Origin of the sequence: Pantoea sp. SM3 (genome assembly GCF_000963995.1) — a bacterium.
Taxonomy (GTDB): domain Bacteria; phylum Pseudomonadota; class Gammaproteobacteria; order Enterobacterales; family Enterobacteriaceae; genus Pantoea; species Pantoea rwandensis_B.
In genome coordinates, this window is record NZ_JZRD01000007.1 from 39,936 (window position 1) to 58,005 (window position 18,070).

Here is an 18,070-nt window from a genome sequence, read left to right on the forward strand (position 1 = left end):
CCAGACATCTCACTGATGTCAGCGCCTGGAACGCATGCGATGGCCACCTTGCTGCAGCTCAACTTATTCCGGATATCTTCAGTATTTTATACAATCGTTAATCGCAGCCAGCACCATATCATGTGCCACACCTGCGCGCACTTCAGAGCGACCAATTGCGAGAGGCAGCACCAAACGCATTTCACCCGCCAGCACTTTTTTATCGCGCATCATGTGCGGAAGATACGCTTCTGCTTGCATGCTTGCCGGGCCGTGCACCGGTAAACCCGCTCGCAAAAATAGCGCAATAATGCGATCGGTATCCGTCGAAGTGAACTGACCCAGCCGTTCGGCGGTACGGGCAGCCATGACCATTCCCGCCGCAATCGCTTCACCGTGTAACCAGTTGCCATAGCCCATGTGCGCTTCAATCGCATGACCAAAAGTATGGCCCAGATTGAGCAGTGCGCGTTGACCGTTTTCACGTTCATCGGCGGCAACCACTTCAGCTTTGAGTTCACAGCAGCGACGGATGCAGTAGGCCAGGGCTTGCTGATCCAGTGCCAGCAGAGCATCAAGATTCTGCTCCAGCCACTGGAAGAATTCCCCGTCGAGGATAATGCCGTATTTGATTACTTCTGCCAGACCAGACGCCAATTCGCGCGCCGGCAGCGTAGCCAGGCAATCGGTATCGACCACCACTGAGGCGGGCTGGTAGAAGGCACCAATCATGTTTTTGCCCAGCGGATGGTTGACGGCTGTTTTACCGCCGACCGAAGAGTCGACCTGAGACAGCAGCGTTGTCGGTACCTGGATAAAGCGCACACCGCGTTGATAGCTCGCAGCGGCAAACCCAGTGAGATCACCAATCACACCGCCGCCGAGCGCAATTAACGTGGTATCACGTCCATGCGGTTTCTGCAGCAGCGCGGTGAAGACATCGTCCATCACAGCGAGCGTCTTGTACTTTTCACCATCAGGTAAAATCACCTGATCCACCTTCACGCCCGCCTGCGAAAGCAGTGCTGACAGCTTGTCGAGGTAGATCGGGGCAAGCGTCTCATTGGTCACCAGCATGGCGTTATCGCCTGCTTTTAGCGGCCAAAAAGAAGCCGGATCGTTAAACAGTCCGGCAGCGATGGTGATGGGGTAACTACGATCCCCGAGTGAGACAGTGATCTTCTCCATGATGACCGATACCTATTGCTGAGCCGTCAGGGCGCTGGATTAATTTTTTTCCAGCATGTTGATGATCTGATTGGCGACAACTTTTGCACTTTGATCGTCAGTGCGAATAGTGACGTCAGCGATCTCTTCATAAAGTGGATTACGTTCGCCAGCTAAAGCTTCCAGTACTTCGCGCGGTGGCTCTTCAACCTGCAACAACGGACGTTTTTTATCACGCTGTGTACGAGCAAGTTGCTTTTCGATAGTCGTTTCAAGATAAACGACCACGCCGCGGGCGGAGAGACGATTGCGGGTTTCACGGGATTTGACAGAACCACCACCGGTCGCCAGGACAATGCCTTGTTTCTCGGTGAGTTCATTAATGATCTTCTCTTCGCGATCGCGGAAACCGTCTTCGCCTTCCACATCAAATACCCAGCCTACATCCGCTCCGGTACGTCGCTCAATTTCCTGATCGGAATCGAAAAATTCCATATTGAGTTGCTGAGCTAACTGACGACCAATAGTGCTTTTGCCGGCACCCATCGGCCCAACCAGAAAGATATTGCGTTTCTCTGCCATTTTATCGGTATTACTAAGAATTCGTTGATGATACCCCGCGTTCAGCATAGTGCTGGCGGGACAGGAACTGAGACCTCATGAGCATTAACAAGAGTCAGACGGAAAATTATCTCAACACTCATGGCCGTTTGGCAACCGAATAAATTGCCCCCGGCGACCTTGTAACAGGACCGGTCTGTGGTTCGCGAGACGGTAACGCCCCTCCTGTTTTCCTTCACACTTCAAGCACCATGCGCGTTGGCTGTGTCTTTTCATCCCTGAAACTTACATAAATAAGCTTAGGAATGAACGCTTTCACCGCCGCGCTTTAACTCAATTTATTTAAGGAAAAAATATTCTGACGCCAGTATCGCTTGTGACTGACGCCCATCGGAAGGTTATCCTGCCGCGTTCCGCTACACCGTTTTAAAAATCGCTAAACCTTGTAAGCTAATTCCTGCCCTGCGTCAACGCAGATGGCAAATCAGAGTGAATTTTCCGCTTTATCCGGCTGTAAGCGCTGCTTCCCTGACCAGTCTGGGGGTAATGAAGATCACCAACTCCTTCTTTTTATGTTCTTTGGTTTGCTGACGAAATAGCGTTCCCAGTAAGGGCAGTTCACCCAACCAAGGCACCCGCTGTTCGGTCTGCATGCGCTGTTGCTGAAAAATCCCGCCCAGCGCCAACGTTTCGCCATCACGCAGCGTCACCTGCGTTTCAATTTCCTGCTTATCAATACTCAGCACGTTGCTTTCACCCACGTTCAGGCTGCGCCCCGGCATATTCTGGCTTAAGCGCAGTTTTAACTGAATCCGTCCATTCCCCAGAACCATGGGCGTCACTTCCATCCCTAACACTGCCTCTTTAAATTCAATCGCCGTTGCACCACTGCTGCCCGACTTCACCTCGTAAGGAATTTCGGTTCCCTGTTTAATGGAAGCGGTTTGCTGGTGAGAAGTAAAAAGCCGCGGGCTGGCGATGATTTCGATTTGGTTCTCCTGTTCGAGCGCGCTGAGTTCCAGATTCAACAATCCCCCACTAACCTGCCCCAGCGTAACACCCGCGCGCAACGCAGGACTATTCACGGCCAATGGGATCGCCAGTTGTGGATGATGCAATGCCGTCGTCACACTTTGCGCAGGCGCGGTGTGCCAGTTCACCCCCAGCTCACGCAGATGTTCTTCATTGATAGTGATGATGTGGGCAGACAACTCGACCTGTTCGAGTGGCATATCCAGCGCGCGCAACCAGCGCGAGGTATCACGCAGCGCGGCGGCAGTGTCACGCAATAACAAGCTGTTGGTGCGGCTATCGACCGTGACACTGCCGCGTGGAGTGAGGAGTGAACGCTCCGCTTGCAGACTACGATAGACATCGCTGGCATTGGCGTAATGCAGCGTGACGGACTGCTGTTCGAGAGGAAGTTGCTGTTGCCGCTCCTCATGTTCTGTTTTCGCCTGTTGTGTCTGCATCTGTTGCCAGCTTTCGGGATAAACCAGCAGCACGCCCTCTTCCTGCACCACGGTGAGTTTTGCCAACCGGGTCACCAGCGCCAGTGCGCGCTCCCATCCTACATTTTCCAGGCGCAGTGATAAGCGCCCTTCAACGCCAGGTGCAATCAGCAGGTTGGTTTGTTGATAATCTGCCAGCGCCTGCAAAATACGTTCAACGGGGGCATCATCAAACACCAGGCTTAAGCGTTCCTCATTTGCCTGCAGAGGTAGGCTCAAACTCAGGCACAGCAGTAGTGTCATCCATTTCATAATATCCTCCTTTTATAGACCAGGTGATTTGCTGCGGTGGGCAGCTTTGCGCGACATGCAAGGTCATGCTATTCGCGGTTAACGCTGCCACCTGCCAGCTTGAGCGCGGTAACCGAGCCGAAGGGCCAAGCCGAAGATTTTTTCCTTCTGGTGAGAGTAGCCAGGCAACATAGCGCGTGGGAGTACCGATAATGCCCTGCAACCGCCAGCCATCAGGTTCAGCTACCTGCATCCGACATTGCACCTCGGCCTGCGGCTGAAAGGGATCGCGTGCCAGCGTAAAGCCGCTCCACAGTACTAACAGCCATGCACTATGGCGCATCTCCATCCTCCAGCCACAGCTGTGTGTTCAGCGATCCCTGCTCTTCTTTGAGTTCAAAGCGCTGCGGTACAGGCAGGCGAGTCAATGACAGCGCTGAAAACAGCGGGACAAATTGCGTCCAGCCGAGCCGCAGCTGTAACTGCTGTGGCTGATTATCCGGCAGCCAGCTTTCCAGTTGATCGCCACGCTCGGTGATCAAAGCTTCGAGCGTAACTTGCTCAGTGACGCCACTAATGGGTTGCTGTAACCGTGCGATTTCCTGTTCCAGCACGTTGATGGCAGGTCGTGCAGCCAATAGCTGCTGACGCTGCATCACCTGCTGTGACATCACCGCCTGCTGGCGTAATTGGGCAGCATGGACCTGTTGCTGCGGGCGCAGCAAAATCCACCACGCCAAAAGCATCAGCAGCAGAGACATGCCCAACAGGCAGGCAATGCGCCACATCAGGGCTAAAGCGAGCCAGCGCTGCAATGCATCATTCACCGATGTTCTCCTGCATCCGCGCGCGCAAGACAAATCGATAGTGCCCAGCGGTTTGGCGCTGCACGCTGGCCGGTTTTACCGTGGCAAACAGCGGCTGCCTCATCAATTGATGACGAAAATCCTGGATCGCCATCATGCTTTGCGCCTGCCCTTCGAACAGCAAGATGCCCTGGCGCCGCTCCACCCGTTTGAGCCAAAGCGTGTCCAGCATCAACATCGGCAAGCGCTGCCAGAACTGTTGCCAGCGCTGATGCTCATCCTTTTTACGCAGCCGTATCAGCTGCGCCTCTAATAGCTCATCGCGTTGCTGCAGCAGCAGTTGCTGTTGCGTCAACTGGCGTTGCAACGCTTCATGCTGTTGGCTGATCTCCGCCAACGTCCTGTGCATCTGGCCCTGTGCCTGGCTTCCGCGCCACCATAACGACAGCACCATCATTACCGTCGCCAGCAGGACGCTTCCCAGCAGGGAAACACTTTGCTGGCGACGGCGCTGCTGCAACCGCACGCGCCAGGGTAATAAATTGACGGCCAGCATCATGCATCCTCCGGGCGCAGCGCCAGACCGAGCGCGATAGCAAACTCACCTTCTTGCGCAGGCAGTGGCGGTTGCCGATAGTGCAGTAATGAAAGCGGTCGGCAGTGCGTCACGCTGGGTTCAGCCAGGCTGAAGGCCGAGGTGCAAAAGATGGACGATGCCTGAGGGAAGGTTTCACGCAGTTTCGCCAGCGTTAGAGGTTCTGTGGCCGCGCCTGAAGTGCCCGGCTCACCGGCTAACGTCCATAACCAGTGATCGCTAAGCGGATGGATTAAAAGTTGGTCACGATGCAGCGGTATGCGCATGGCGATTTGGGTCAACGCCAGGCTGCTCAGTTCAAAGACATCGGGTCGCAGGCCAGCCTCCTTTAGCGGCGCCAGCCACTGCGCAATCACTTCACGCCGTGCCGCCGTAATGCACAGTTGCGTTGCATTACGTGCCGAGCGGTAGTCAATCGACAGCGTGGCGGGTTCAACCGGAAACAGGCGTGGTGCCGAGGATGCCACATAACGGCTCATCGCCGGCTCACTGAGCGAGGTTTCTGGCAGCGGCAATGTTCGCTGCAACACCAGTTGCGGCGGCAAGCCAACTCGCAGTGAATAGCGTTTCGGCAGATGACGCTGCCAGCGCGTCAACATCTCCTGTAACAGAGGGGTAGTTTGCAACACGCCTTTGCGTAACGTATCGTGCGGCAGCGGTTGTTGCCACCAATGGCGTAACTGCCAGCCATGACGTCGGCGTTCAATGCCCAGGGCGCAGAGTTGCCCGTTTTGGATGTCCAATCCGATTTGCCAGCGCTGAAAAGCCATATGCGCGATCTCCTTATCTTTTAAGGTAAAAAAAGAGATACCCTAAATCATTCGAGTCGCGGCAAGGCGGAAAACGAGCGATGGCTCAGGCGCTTAATGAAGTCAGCGTCTAAGGTAAGCTCGCGCAGCCGACACAGCTGCAGCTCGAAGTATGACGGGTATATCAAAGCGTCAGGCTTGCCTTTATACTACCGCGCGATTGTTTATAAACTGCCCAAACGACAACAGATGGGAATTCTCAGGTGAAGTTCGTAAAGTATTTATTGATTCTTACAGTGTGTTGCATTCTGCTGGGAGCAGGCACGGTTTATGGTTTGTACAAATACATAGAGCCGCAGCTGCCCGATGTGAACACGCTGAAAGACGTGCGTTTGCAAACCCCGATGCAGGTTTACAGCGCGGATGGCGAACTGATCGCCCAGTATGGTGAGAAGCGCCGCGTGCCGCTCAACCTGCAACAGATGCCGCCTGAGCTGATCAAAGCGTTCATTGCAACGGAAGACAGCCGCTTCTATGAGCACCACGGCGTCGATCCGGTGGGCATTTTCCGTGCCGCCAGCGTCGCGCTGGTGTCCGGCCATGCTTCCCAGGGTGCCAGTACCATCACGCAACAGCTGGCGCGTAACTTCTTCCTTAGCCCTGAACGCACGCTGATGCGTAAGATCAAGGAAGCGTTCCTGGCGATTCGCATCGAACAACTGCTGAGCAAGGATGAAATCCTCGAGCTCTACCTCAACAAAATCTATCTCGGTTACCGTGCCTATGGTGTCGGAGCGGCAGCACAGGTCTACTTCGGTAAGCCGGTTGATCAGCTCTCACTGAGTGAGATGGCGATGATTGCCGGTCTGCCGAAAGCACCGTCAACCTTTAACCCGCTTTACTCTCATGCGCGCGCGCTGGCGCGTCGTAATGTGGTACTGGCGCGTATGCTCGACCAGAATTACATCACGCAGCAGCAGTATGATGACGCGCGCAACACGCCGCTGGTCGCAACCTATCATGGTCCCGAAATTGCCTTCTCCGCACCTTATCTGAGCGAAATGGTGCGTCAGGAGATGGTGAAACGCTATGGTGACGCCGCTTACGATGATGGCTACAAGGTGTATACCACCGTCACGCGTCATCTGCAGGAGGCCGCACAACAAGCTGTTCGCAATAACGTGATGGCGTATGACATGCGTCATGGTTATCGCGGCCCGACCAACGTGCTGTGGAAAGTGGGCGAAGCCAGCTGGGATAAGAGCCGCATTCAAAACGCGCTGAAAGACCTGCCCACCTACGGCCCACTGAATGCCGCCGTGGTGACCACTGCCACGGCCGATGAAGCCACCGCGATGATGAAAGACGGCAGCAGCGTCTCTCTGAGTATGGCGGGCGTTCGCTGGGCGCGTCCTTACAAATCCGACACGCTACAAGGCCCTACGCCCCGCAGCGTGACGCAGGTACTGCAGGCTGGCCAGCAGATTTGGGTGCGTAAAGTCGATAACGACTGGTGGTTAGGTCAGGTGCCGCTGGTCAACTCGGCCCTCGTCTCGCTCAATCCAGAAGACGGTGCGGTACGTGCGCTGGTCGGTGGTTTTGACTTCAACCAGAGTATGTTTAACCGCGCGACACAGGCACTGCGTCAGGTCGGTTCAAACATCAAACCGTTCTTGTATACCGCCGCGATGGACCGTGGACTGACGCTGGCTTCCATACTGAACGATGTGCCCATTTCACGTTGGGATGCGGGTGCCGGAGCGGACTGGCGCCCCAAAAACTCCCCGCCGACCTATGCGGGACCTATCCGCTTGCGTCAGGGCCTGGGTGAGTCGAAAAACGTGGTGATGGTACGTGCGATGCGTGCGATGGGTGTGGATTACGCCGCAGAGTATCTGCAGCGCTTCGGCTTCCCTGCACAGAACATCATCCATACCGAATCGCTGGCACTGGGTGCGGCTTCGTTTACCCCAATGCAGGTGGTGCGCGGTTATGCCGTGATGGCTAACGGCGGCTTCCTTGTCGATCCTTACTTCATTACCAAAATTGAGAATGAACAAGGCGGCGTGGTGTTCGAAGAGAAACCGAAGATTGCCTGCCCACAGTGCAATCTGCCGGTGATCTACGGTGATACCAAAAAATCGCTGGCGCTGAGCGAAGAGAGCGTGGAAAACGTCGCGACCTCCGATCAATCGCAAAATCAGGCGGTGCCACAGCCGGAGCTGGAGCAAGTGCCTGCCCAGCCGCAACCCGCAGGTGATCAGCAATATGCTCCGCATGTGATCAATACGCCGCTGTCGTTCCTGATCAAAAGCGCACTGAACTCCAACGTGTTCGGTGAGCCCGGCTGGATGGGAACAGGCTGGCGCGCGGGTCGTGACCTGAAGCGTAACGATATCGGCGGAAAAACCGGTACCACTAACAGCTCGAAGGATGCGTGGTTCTCTGGTTACGGCCCTGGTGTCGTGACCTCAGTGTGGATTGGTTTCGATGATTCACGCGCGCTGGGCCGCTCGACCATGTCAGGTGCGATTCCTGACCAGATTTCTGGCTATGAAGGCGGCGCGAAGAGTGCTCAGCCAGCCTGGGATGATTACATGAAATCTGCGCTGGATGGCGTGCCGGTACAGCCGCTGACACCGCCAGATGGCGTTGTCACTGTGACGATCGATCGCGGTACGGGCAAGCTGGCCAACGGTGGCGGCAATACCCGTCAGGAGTACTTCATCAATGGCACTCAGCCAACGGAGTATTCTGTGCATGATGTGGGCACCACACTCATGGACAACGGCCAAAGCCACGAACTGTTCTGATAAAAAAAGCCGGCGTATTCGCCGGCTTTTTTATTGCATATTTGTCGTATTCAGTAGGTCAATCGACCCTGCTTCACCAGCCACTCACGCACCAGGAACAGCGCACTAACATTCCGGGCTTCACGGAAATCTGGCTCTTCCAGCAACGCCAGCAGGTTATTGAGCGGCCAGCGGTGAACAATCAGCGGTTCAGGTTCATCCCCTTCCAGCTTCTCTTCATATAGCCCTTCTGCCACCACAATGTTCATTTTGCTGGAGAAGTAAGACGGTGCCATAGTGAGTTTACCCAGCGCTTCGAGTTTTCGGGCACCAAAGCCGGCTTCTTCTTTTAACTCACGGTCTGCGGCTTCAAACACGCTTTCGCCTGGGTCGATTAACCCCTTAGGAAAACCCAACTCATAGCTTTCCAGCCCTACGGCATATTCCTGAATCAGGATCACATCATCACCCAGAATCGGCACAATCATCACCGCTTCCCGGTTGGAAGGTTTCATACGCTCATAGACACGGCGTGCACCGTTACTGAAAGCGAGATCAACCGCTTCAATAGTAAACAAGCGGGAGCGGGCCACCGCTTCCACGTTGAGGATGTCAGGTTTTTTCATTGGAGTTTTCATATCAGCCTCAAACTTAGCACAGCCTTGTGAATCGCGATGACGCCAGCATACCGAAGCCCGCAGCAATGTGCGACACGCAGCGCAGGGAAAGCATCGTGACACACATTTGCTTACGCCTGCTAACAACTTATTGTTATCTATACACTTAAATTTTCACAATAAGTCAATGGGGTTTTGTTAAATTCAGAAAATACCGATATTTAATTGAGTGTCCTGTGGTTAACATCCCATTAAGGAATAATCTAATAAATTATAATTCAATGATTTTGTGCGTTATTTTATCTGAGTTTTTTCTTGTAAGAATGACTTCTGCTCGCCAAAATTGACTGGTAATAATGGTTCCACCGGGAGCACATCGTAAACGTGAAGGCAGTTTTTTGGCTGGATTGAGCAAAGCATGAGCACTTTTATCATCATTCTGGCTGTCATGCTGGCCTGCTCTCTGATAGCAGGAATAGGTTATTGGTACGCTATGCGGCATCGTCCGCCGTTGGCGAAACCGCTGCCGTTTATTAGTCCCCCCTGCCGCAAACTCACTGATGAAGAACGTCTCGCCGTTGAAGCGTACATTGCGTCCCTGGCGAAACAGCAAAAACAAAAACAGAGTACTGCCCGCTCCTCAAAGAAGTCGCGTGAGACCGAATCCCTGACGCTCACGGCGCAGAGCAGCAATGTTTATCCCGTCACGCGTTCCATCACTCGCTATGGCCTCTCAACGGATGATGCGCATCAATCGCGCTACTACCTCGATGAAGTGGAAGTGCATCTGCCACCGCTGTGGGAGCAGTACATTGCGGAAGAGAATTATGTTGAGCTGATCCGCACTCAAACGCTGCCACTGGTAATCTCACTCAACGGTCACTCGTTAGTGAATTATGCCGTAGAACAACCCGCCTTGCCGCCGCTGGTGCGTTCAATGTCGACCAACGCCTCTATTCGTAAAGAGGAGAGCGAAAATGTCGAGTTGCTGCAGGTGCGTAAAGAATCGCCGGAAGAGTACCGCCTATCGCGGCCAGATGGCACGCGCGAGGCCATTGTTATCTGCTTTGCCTTCCTGCTGTTCTTCCTCAGCCTGGTGCTGCCCGGAAGCCTGATGGTGTGGATTGCACTGCCAGCCTGCGCAGTGATCGCGGTTAGCTTGTGGTTCCTTTACCGCTTCCCGGGTGAAAAAGGGCTGCGCGATGTGCACTGCTTGCGCGGAGCACCGAAACGCTGGGGCCTGTTTGGTGAATCCAATCAGGAGCAGAGCAATATCTCGCTGGGCATTATCGATTTAATTTATCCCCCCCACTGGCAACCCTATGTGGCGCACGATTTGGGCCAGGTGACGGATGTCGACATCTATCTGAATCGGCAAGTGGTGCGCCAGGGGCGTTTCCTCTCCCTGCACGATGAGGTTCGCAATTTCCCGGTTCAGCGCTGGCGCAAAAATCTGGTGCTGGCTTGTGGTTCGCTGGTGGTCCTGGTGATGTTGTTTACCTGGATTCCGCTCAGTATGCCGATCAAGCTCAGCCTCGCCTGGGTAAAAGGCACCGAAAGCATTGAAGTGAATAGCGTGGATAAACTCAACGCCCTGCCGCTGCACATCGGTGACAACCTGAAGGTGAGTGGAACCGGCATGTGTTCCGTACCGGGCAACTATCAAAGCAATCGCAGCTATGCGTATATGCCGTTCGACTGCTCAGCCATTTACTGGAATAACGCAGCACCTCTGCCGCAGCCGCAGTCAGATATCATCGATAAAGCTGCCGCTCTGCTTGATACCACCACACGTCAGCTGCATCCGGAAACCAACACCGATCCGAAACTCAATCCACAGCTCGCCTCCGCGATTCAGAAATCGGGCATGATTCTGCTGGATGATTTCTCTGATTTAGTGCTGAAAACACAGGATCTGTGCAGCCAGCAGCAAGATTGCGTCCGGCTGAAAAATGCCCTGGTGAATCTGGGCAATGCTAAGGATTGGGATTCACTGATCCACCGCGCTGATTCCGGCAAGCTTAACGGCATGAACGTGCTGTTACGCCCGGTCAGTGCGGAAGCGCTGGAGAACCTGGTGAATACCGCGACCTCGACCTTCTTCTCGCGTGAAACCCGTCGTGCAGCAGAAAATCTGAATAGCCCACCACCGGGCGGCTTCCTGATAATGAGTGATGAGGGCCGTCAGATGGTGAACCAGCCACAGCCCTCCGTGTCGCTGTTTGATCTTGATGCGCCGTCGCAATGGCGCGAATTGCAACGCATGTCCGGTATGCTGTTGCACACGCCGTTTGCTGCCAACGGCATTATTACCAGCATCACCACTGACGCTAACGGCACACGCCACATTGCGTTGCACAATGAACCGGATGCGATGGCGCAATGGCGATACCTCGGTACCGCATTATTGATGCTGGTGCTGATCCTCTGCGGCGTCACCAATGGGCTGCTGGCCCTGCGACGTGTGCATCGTAATCGCCTGCGCATGGTGGAAATTCAGCAGTATTACGACAAGTGCTTCAATCACAATCTGAGCACTATGCAGAGCGTGCGCTCACTGTTCTGAGCCCTTCCCTTCTGTGCTACCCTGTCGCCCTATTTTTTAGGGCGAGAGAGTATGACGATGACGCTAAACTGGTCCGGGATTGATACCGTGCTGCTGGATATGGATGGCACGCTGCTCGATCTCGCCTTTGACCGCCATTTCTGGCTGGAGCACGTTCCGGAAACCCTGAGCCGCGAGCGTGATATCACGCTGGCCGAAGCACACCAGCTGATTCAGCAAAAGTATCAAGCCGTGGTGCATACGCTAAACTGGTATTGTCTTGATTACTGGTCGCAAGAGCTGGCCTTAGATATCCGCGCCATGACATGGGAAAAGCGCCACCGTGCGGCCATGCGCGAGGATACGCTGCCGCTACTCCAGGCACTGCGTGCTGCGGGTAAACGCACCATCTTGCTAACCAATGCGCATCCGTACAACCTCGAGGTAAAGCTGGAGCAAACCGGTTTGGCTCCCCACCTTGATTTATTACTTTCTACCCATACCTTTGGGTATCCGAAAGAGGATCCACGTCTCTGGCAGGCCGTTCAGCAGCAAACTGCATTCGATAGCGAACGCACGCTGTTCATTGATGATAGCGAAGCGATCCTTGATGCAGCGGCACGCTGGGGCATTCGCTGGTGTTTAGGCGTCAGCAATCCGGATTCCGGTCGGCCCGATCAATCTTTCCAGCGTCATGCTGCAGTGCGAGACTATCGCCAGTTGTGTGAAACGCTGCGTTAAAGCAGGAGCCGCAATGAAAGAAAAAACCAGCGAAGGTGTCCGCCTCGATAAATGGCTGTGGGCTGCGCGTTTTTATAAAACGCGCGCGCTGGCTCGCGAAATGATCGATGGCGGTAAAGTGCATTACAACGGCCAGCGCAGCAAACCGAGTAAAATTGTGGAATTGCAGGCCGAGCTAACGCTGCGCCAGGGCAACGATGAGCGAACGGTGGTGATCACCGCCATTGGCGATCAACGCCGCCCAGCCACTGAAGCGCAAGCAATGTATGCGGAGACCGCCGCCAGCATTGAGAAGCGTGAAAAAACGGCACTGGCGCGCAAAATGAATGCCCTGACCATGCCGCACCCCGATCGCCGCCCGGATAAAAAAGAGCGCCGCGATCTGATGAAATTTAAATTGTCGGGCGATGAATAACCGTCGCCCCAACGAGAGAAACACTATGTCTGTTCAAGATCAACTGCACCGTTACCTGTTCGAAAATGTCGCCGTTCGCGGCGAGCTGGTCAACGTATCCGAAACCTGGCGTGAGATTGTCAAAAACCACGACTACGCCGAACCGGTGAAAAACCTGCTGGGTGAATTGCTGGTCGCGACCAGCTTGTTGACCGCAACGCTGAAATTCGATGGCGACATCACCGTTCAGTTACAGGGCGATGGTCCACTGACATTGGCGGTGATCAACGGCAACAACAAACAGGAATTACGTGGCGTTGCACGCGTGAAGGAAGATGCCGACATTGCGCCGGGCAGCAGCCTGAAAGAGATGGTGGGCAACGGCTATCTGGTCATCACCATTTCTCCGGAAAAAGGCGAGCGTTATCAGGGCGTCGTCGGTCTGGAAGCCGATACGCTGGCTGGGTGCCTGGAAGATTACTTCATGCGTTCTGAGCAGTTGCCAACTCGCCTGTTTATTCGTACCAGCGATAAAGGCGCCGCCGGTATTCTGTTGCAGGTTCTGCCTGCACATGAGCCGAGCCAGGATGATTTTAATCATCTGGCCACTCTGACCGAAACTGTGAAGAGCGAAGAGCTGATTGAGCTGCCCGCGACGGATGTGCTGTGGCGCTTGTATCACCAGGAAGAAGCCACGGTGTTTGATCCGACGCCGGTCAGCTTCAAATGCACCTGTTCACGTGAACGCTGTGGCGAAGTATTAAACACGCTGCCGGTTGAAGAAGTGGACGAAATTCTCGAAGAGGATGGCAAGATCGATATGCACTGCGATTATTGTGGCTCGCACTATGTTTATGATGCTGTAGACATTGCTGCCATTCGTAACGCACCAACGCCTAACAGCGATCAATTGCACTAATCCCCCTACGGGCGGCATCGCCGCCCGCATTCCTGTCAGGAATGAACCCATCACTTTTTCGCGAAAATTAACTACCTTATACTGACTTTAGTTTCTTAAGTGGCGGATTTCTCTGCTTGTCACGTTCCAGCTCGCATTTTTAACTCTCCTCACTTTTACACCCTGCTCAGACGTGTACACTGCGCGCGATCTGCCCTGTCCGGCTATGCACGACAGGACGCAGAACCCCTCATAAAAATGCTATGAAGCACCGATTTAAGGAGCAGCCACATGCGCGTTCACGGCCTGACATCGCAAGCCCTTGCCGCTTTGGGCATCAGCAACACCACAGAAGTGGTGTACAACCCTGACTTTGATACGCTGTTTCAGGAAGAAACCCGCCCGGAACTGGAAGGTTATGCGCGCGGCACCCTGACGCAAAGCGGCGCCATTGCCGTGGATACCGGCATCTTTACCGGGCGTTCGCCAAAAGATAAGTACATCGTGCGCGATGACACCACGCGTGACACCTTATGGTGGAATGACGTTGGAAACGGCAAAAATGACAACCAGCCGCTGTCGCAGGAAACCTGGCAGGCGCTGAAAGATCGCTGCACGGCGCAACTCTCTGGCAAACGTCTGTTTGTTATCGACGCCTTCTGCGGCGCGAATCCGGATACCCGCCTGAGCGTGCGCTTTGTGATGGAAGTGGCCTGGCAGGCGCATTTCGTCAAAAACATGTTTATCCGCCCTGATGAAGCCGAGCTGGCCTCCTTTAAACCGGATTTTGTGGTGATGAACGCCGCGCAGTGTACCAACCCGGACTGGCAGGTTCAGGGGCTGCACTCTGAGAACTTTGTCGCCTTTAACCTCACCGAACGCATGCAGCTAATTGGCGGCACCTGGTACGGCGGCGAGATGAAAAAAGGTTTGTTCGCCATCATGAACTACCTGTTGCCGCTGAAAGGCATCGCGTCAATGCACTGCTCGGCGAACGTGGGTAAAGCGGGTGACGTTGCGGTATTCTTCGGCCTGTCTGGCACCGGTAAAACCACACTGTCCACCGATCCCGACCGCCAGCTGATTGGCGATGACGAACACGGTTGGGACGATGATGGTGTCTTCAACTTCGAAGGTGGCTGCTACGCCAAAACCATCAATCTGTCGGAGAAAGCTGAGCCGGAGATCTATCGCGCTATCCGCCGTGATGCCTTGCTGGAGAACGTCGTGGTGCGGGCAGATGGCAGCGTTGATTATGCTGATGCCAGCAAAACTGAAAACACGCGTGTTTCCTACCCCATTGAGCATATTGAAAACATCGTGCAGCCGGTCTCCAAAGCGGGCCATGCGCAACGCGTTATTTTCCTGACCGCTGATGCCTTTGGTGTGCTGCCGCCGGTTTCACGCCTGACACCGGAACAAACCCAGTATCACTTCCTGTCGGGTTTTACCGCCAAACTGGCCGGCACCGAGCGCGGTGTCACCCAGCCAACGCCGACGTTCTCAGCCTGTTTTGGCGCGGCCTTCCTGACGTTGCATCCAACGCAATATTCCGATGTGCTGGTGAAGCGTATGGAAGCGGCGGGTGCAAAAGCGTATCTGGTGAATACCGGTTGGAATGGCAGCGGTAAACGTATTTCACTGAAAGATACCCGCGCCATCATCAATGCGATTCTGGCGGGTGAGCTGGACGACGTAGCGACGGAAACGCTACCGGTATTTAACCTGCAGATGCCAGCAACCCTGGCGCAAGTCGATGACGCGATTCTGGATCCACGTCGCAGCTGGCCGGATGAAGCCGCGTGGCAGGAGGCAGCGCAGGGGCTGGCGCAGCGTTTTGTCACCAACTTTGAGAAGTATACTGATAACGATGCGGGCAAGGCGCTGGTTCAGGCTGGGCCGCAGTTGTGATGTGAATGAGCCGCCAAATGGCGGCTCATTGATACGAAGTCCAACGCGTTGCATCGATCTGAGCGAGGCGTTAACTGTGATGCGTACTGACTAACGCTGTACTGTTATTTTCCGGAATCGGCAACCACGCGCGAATGCGCAATCCGCCATGCTCGCTCTCACCTATCTCCAGCGAGCCTTCATGCGCATCGATAATACGCTGCACAATCGCCAACCCTAAGCCGGTGCCGCTGGTGCTGCGTGCGCTATCGCCACGTACAAAGGGCTGGAACAGATGCTGAAGCTGATCGGGTTTAATACCCGGACCATCATCTTCCACCTGGAACCAGGCGCGATTCAGTTCCTGACCGCTGCTGACTTTGATCCAGCCGTTACCATAACGCGCGGCATTCACTACCAGATTCGCCACGGCACGCTTAATCGACAGCGGGTTGATATCCAGCATCAACTCTTCCGGCATCACCGCATTCTCAATCTCACGCTCATAGCCGCTTTCCGCCGCCACCACTTCACCTAACACGCTGTTGAGATCGGCGCGTTCGGTCTGCATCTCCTGCCCTGTACGCAGATAGTCGATGAACTGCTCGATGATGGCGTTGCACTCTTCGATATCTTTATTGATCGACTCGGCCAGATAGCCATCCTGTTCACTCATCATCTCGGTGGCGAGACGAATGCGTGTTAAGGGGGTGCGCAAATCATGGCTCACCCCCGCCATCAGCAGCGTACGGTCATCGGCGAGCTGTTTGACGCCCGCCGCCATCTGGTTAAAGGCTCGGGTGACGGAACGCACTTCCGATGCGCCATACTCACGCAGAGGAGGAGGAATGATGCCTTTACCGACCTGAAGCGCTGCGTGCTCCAGGTCGACCAGGGGTCGGTTCTGAATACGGATAAACAGCCAGGCCCCGCCGATCGCCAGCAACATAATCGCCAGGGTGTAGCGGAACAGTGGCGAGAAATCGCCCTGATGGATTTCAGTCAGCGGTACACGCACCCAAATGTCTGGCGACAACCAGGTTTTCAGCCAGACCACGGGGGAATTCTTGTTAACCTCGACACGGACATCGGTCGGGCCACCCAGCTGTTGCGCCATCTGCTCGCTAAGGAATTCGTAATGCTGTGCCCAGCGCAGGCCACTCTCTTCTGCCGCTGCGTTGGTGTACAACGAAATACCCAGTTCACGATAAATTTCACGCCGGAAGGCAGGTGGCACTTCCAGTTGCGTGCCATCTTCCAGCTGCAGTCGATCGGTCATCAACATACGCACTTCGTAGGCGAGGACTTTATTGAACTGCTGCAAACTGGGAAGAATGGCGAAATTCAACACCACCAGATAGGTCGTTACCAGGCTGACGAACAGCAAGGTAACGATCAATAACAGGGTGCGGGCAAACGAACTGCGAGGAGAGAAGCGCAATCGCCTCATGCTTTACTGCCGTCCGGAACGAAGACGTAGCCAAGACCCCAAACGGTCTGGATGTAGCGCGGATGCGCCGGATCTTCTTCTACCATGCGGCGCAGACGGGAAATCTGCACGTCGATTGAACGTTCCATCGCACTGTATTCACGGCCACGCGCCAGGTTCATCAGCTTATCGCGTGATAACGGTTCACGCGGATGGCTCACCAGCGCTTTCAACACCGCAAACTCACCACTGGTCAACGGCATTGGCTCATCTTCACGGAACATTTCACGCGTGCCGAGGTTCAGTTTGAACTTACCAAAGGCGATAACCGCTTCTTCCTGTGAAGGCGCACCTGGCAATTCATTGGCCTGACGGCGCAGCACGGCACGAATACGGGCCAGCAATTCACGTGGGTTGAACGGCTTAGGAATGTAGTCATCAGCACCGATTTCCAGTCCGACAATACGATCCACTTCTTCGCCTTTTGCCGTCACCATAATGATCGGCATCGGGTTGCTCTGGCTGCGCAAACGGCGGCAAATGGACAAGCCATCTTCGCCTGGCAACATCAGATCCAGCACCATTAAATGGAATGATTCACGGGTCAGCAGACGATCCATCTGCTCGGCGTTGGCGACACTGCGCACCTGAAAGCCCTGCTCGGTGAGATAACGTTCGAGCAGTGCGCGCAAACGCATATCATCATCGACGACCAGAATTTTGTAGTTCTCTTGCATTGTTCAACTCCCAAAGGCGCCATTGCCTGAGTCAATATTGTGTAAAAAAGATGCCTGCATGTGACAGTTATTAATGGTTTATATTCTAGCCGAAATTGTTACAAAGCATATTAAACAGCAGCTTATATCTAATTTAATCCCTGAAATGCGCGTTGTCTCCCGCTTTTTATCGGGGCTTTCCAGCCGCTTAGCGCTAATCCGAAAATTTCCGTGGTTTTCTTTTCGAAAATGGATCACCAGGCCACAGACCGCTCGTTATCACAGCATTTGGGACCATTTGACTTAAGTCGGCAGGCCAGAATCGTTCGATAGGCGATCGTTCGCAGCATAATATCTGGCTCTTTTCGTTTTCAGTGCTCATCTGCTCTCGGAACAATACGTATCTCGCGCCTGATAAGGCCAGCGTTAAATAAAGTCTGATTAATCAG

Annotated in this window: 16 protein-coding genes; 6 read left to right on the forward strand and 10 right to left on the reverse strand. The window is 54.4% G+C overall.

What is annotated here, in order from left to right:
• Positions 1–78 precede the first annotated feature (78 nt).
• The 7 genes from aroB to pilM form a co-directional block, all read right to left on the reverse strand.
• Positions 79–1,167 (reverse strand): 3-dehydroquinate synthase, encoded by a 1,089-nt coding sequence (gene aroB, locus VI01_RS03990; RefSeq protein ID WP_038644284.1) that lies wholly within the window; start codon positions 1,165–1,167, stop codon positions 79–81.
• A gap of 39 nt (positions 1,168–1,206) precedes the next feature.
• A complete protein-coding gene (gene aroK, locus VI01_RS03995; protein ID WP_034820046.1) occupies positions 1,207–1,728 on the reverse strand; it encodes a shikimate kinase AroK in 522 nt (173 codons plus the stop codon).
• Between the two features lie 482 nt (positions 1,729–2,210).
• Positions 2,211–3,470 (reverse strand): DNA uptake porin HofQ, encoded by a 1,260-nt coding sequence (gene hofQ, locus VI01_RS04000; RefSeq protein ID WP_075564072.1) that lies wholly within the window; start codon positions 3,468–3,470, stop codon positions 2,211–2,213.
• Positions 3,412–3,792 carry a HofP DNA utilization family protein gene (locus VI01_RS04005; RefSeq protein ID WP_045814062.1) on the reverse strand — a complete coding sequence of 127 codons (381 nt, stop codon included), beginning with the start codon at positions 3,790–3,792 and terminating at the stop codon, positions 3,412–3,414. Before VI01_RS04005 ends, hofQ begins: the two co-directional genes overlap by 59 nt.
• Positions 3,782–4,276, reverse strand: a complete 495-nt coding sequence (locus tag VI01_RS04010; protein WP_045814063.1) for a hypothetical protein — start codon at positions 4,274–4,276, stop codon at positions 3,782–3,784. Before VI01_RS04010 ends, VI01_RS04005 begins: the two co-directional genes overlap by 11 nt.
• Positions 4,269–4,814, reverse strand: coding sequence for a PilN domain-containing protein (locus tag VI01_RS04015; protein ID WP_231638459.1), 546 nt, complete (start codon positions 4,812–4,814; stop codon positions 4,269–4,271). Before VI01_RS04015 ends, VI01_RS04010 begins: the two co-directional genes overlap by 8 nt.
• Positions 4,811–5,620, reverse strand: a complete 810-nt coding sequence (gene pilM / locus VI01_RS04020) for a pilus assembly protein PilM (RefSeq protein ID WP_045814064.1) — start codon at positions 5,618–5,620, stop codon at positions 4,811–4,813. The genes VI01_RS04015 and pilM overlap by 4 nt, the downstream gene beginning before the upstream one ends.
• A gap of 242 nt (positions 5,621–5,862) precedes the next feature.
• On the opposite strand from pilM, the gene mrcA reads away from it, so the two are divergent.
• The gene (mrcA, locus tag VI01_RS04025) at positions 5,863–8,412 is read left to right on the forward strand and encodes a peptidoglycan glycosyltransferase/peptidoglycan DD-transpeptidase MrcA (RefSeq protein WP_045814065.1); all 2,550 of its coding nucleotides are present in this window, start codon (positions 5,863–5,865) and stop codon (positions 8,410–8,412) included.
• A 50-nt stretch (positions 8,413–8,462) separates the two neighbouring features.
• Here the strand turns inward: mrcA and nudE are convergent, their stop codons facing one another.
• Positions 8,463–9,029, reverse strand: coding sequence for an ADP compounds hydrolase NudE (gene nudE, locus VI01_RS04030; protein WP_038644276.1), 567 nt, complete (start codon positions 9,027–9,029; stop codon positions 8,463–8,465).
• 397 nt (positions 9,030–9,426) lie between these two features.
• On the opposite strand from nudE, the gene VI01_RS04035 reads away from it, so the two are divergent.
• From VI01_RS04035 to pckA, 5 genes are all read left to right on the forward strand, one after another.
• On the forward strand, positions 9,427–11,574 hold the full coding sequence (locus VI01_RS04035; protein ID WP_045814066.1) for an intracellular growth attenuator family protein: 2,148 nt from the start codon (positions 9,427–9,429) through the stop codon (positions 11,572–11,574).
• A gap of 51 nt (positions 11,575–11,625) precedes the next feature.
• Positions 11,626–12,294, forward strand: coding sequence for a GMP/IMP nucleotidase (yrfG, locus tag VI01_RS04040; RefSeq protein ID WP_038644273.1), 669 nt, complete (start codon positions 11,626–11,628; stop codon positions 12,292–12,294).
• Between the two features lie 13 nt (positions 12,295–12,307).
• Positions 12,308–12,709: a ribosome-associated heat shock protein Hsp15 gene (gene hslR / locus VI01_RS04045; RefSeq protein WP_038644272.1), complete on the forward strand. Its 402-nt coding sequence runs from the start codon at positions 12,308–12,310 to the stop codon at positions 12,707–12,709.
• A 25-nt stretch (positions 12,710–12,734) separates the two neighbouring features.
• The gene (hslO, locus tag VI01_RS04050; protein WP_045814067.1) at positions 12,735–13,607 is read left to right on the forward strand and encodes an Hsp33 family molecular chaperone HslO; all 873 of its coding nucleotides are present in this window, start codon (positions 12,735–12,737) and stop codon (positions 13,605–13,607) included.
• A gap of 270 nt (positions 13,608–13,877) precedes the next feature.
• A complete protein-coding gene (gene pckA, locus VI01_RS04055; protein WP_045814068.1) occupies positions 13,878–15,497 on the forward strand; it encodes a phosphoenolpyruvate carboxykinase (ATP) in 1,620 nt (539 codons plus the stop codon).
• Positions 15,498–15,567: 70 nt separating this feature from the next.
• Here pckA and envZ read toward each other — a convergent pair whose 3' ends face one another.
• Complete coding sequence (envZ, locus tag VI01_RS04060) at positions 15,568–16,926, reverse strand: two-component system sensor histidine kinase EnvZ (protein ID WP_034819650.1); 1,359 nt, start codon at positions 16,924–16,926, stop codon at positions 15,568–15,570.
• On the reverse strand, positions 16,923–17,642 hold the full coding sequence (gene ompR, locus VI01_RS04065) for a two-component system response regulator OmpR (protein ID WP_001157751.1): 720 nt from the start codon (positions 17,640–17,642) through the stop codon (positions 16,923–16,925). Before ompR ends, envZ begins: the two co-directional genes overlap by 4 nt.
• Positions 17,643–18,070 lie beyond the last annotated feature (428 nt).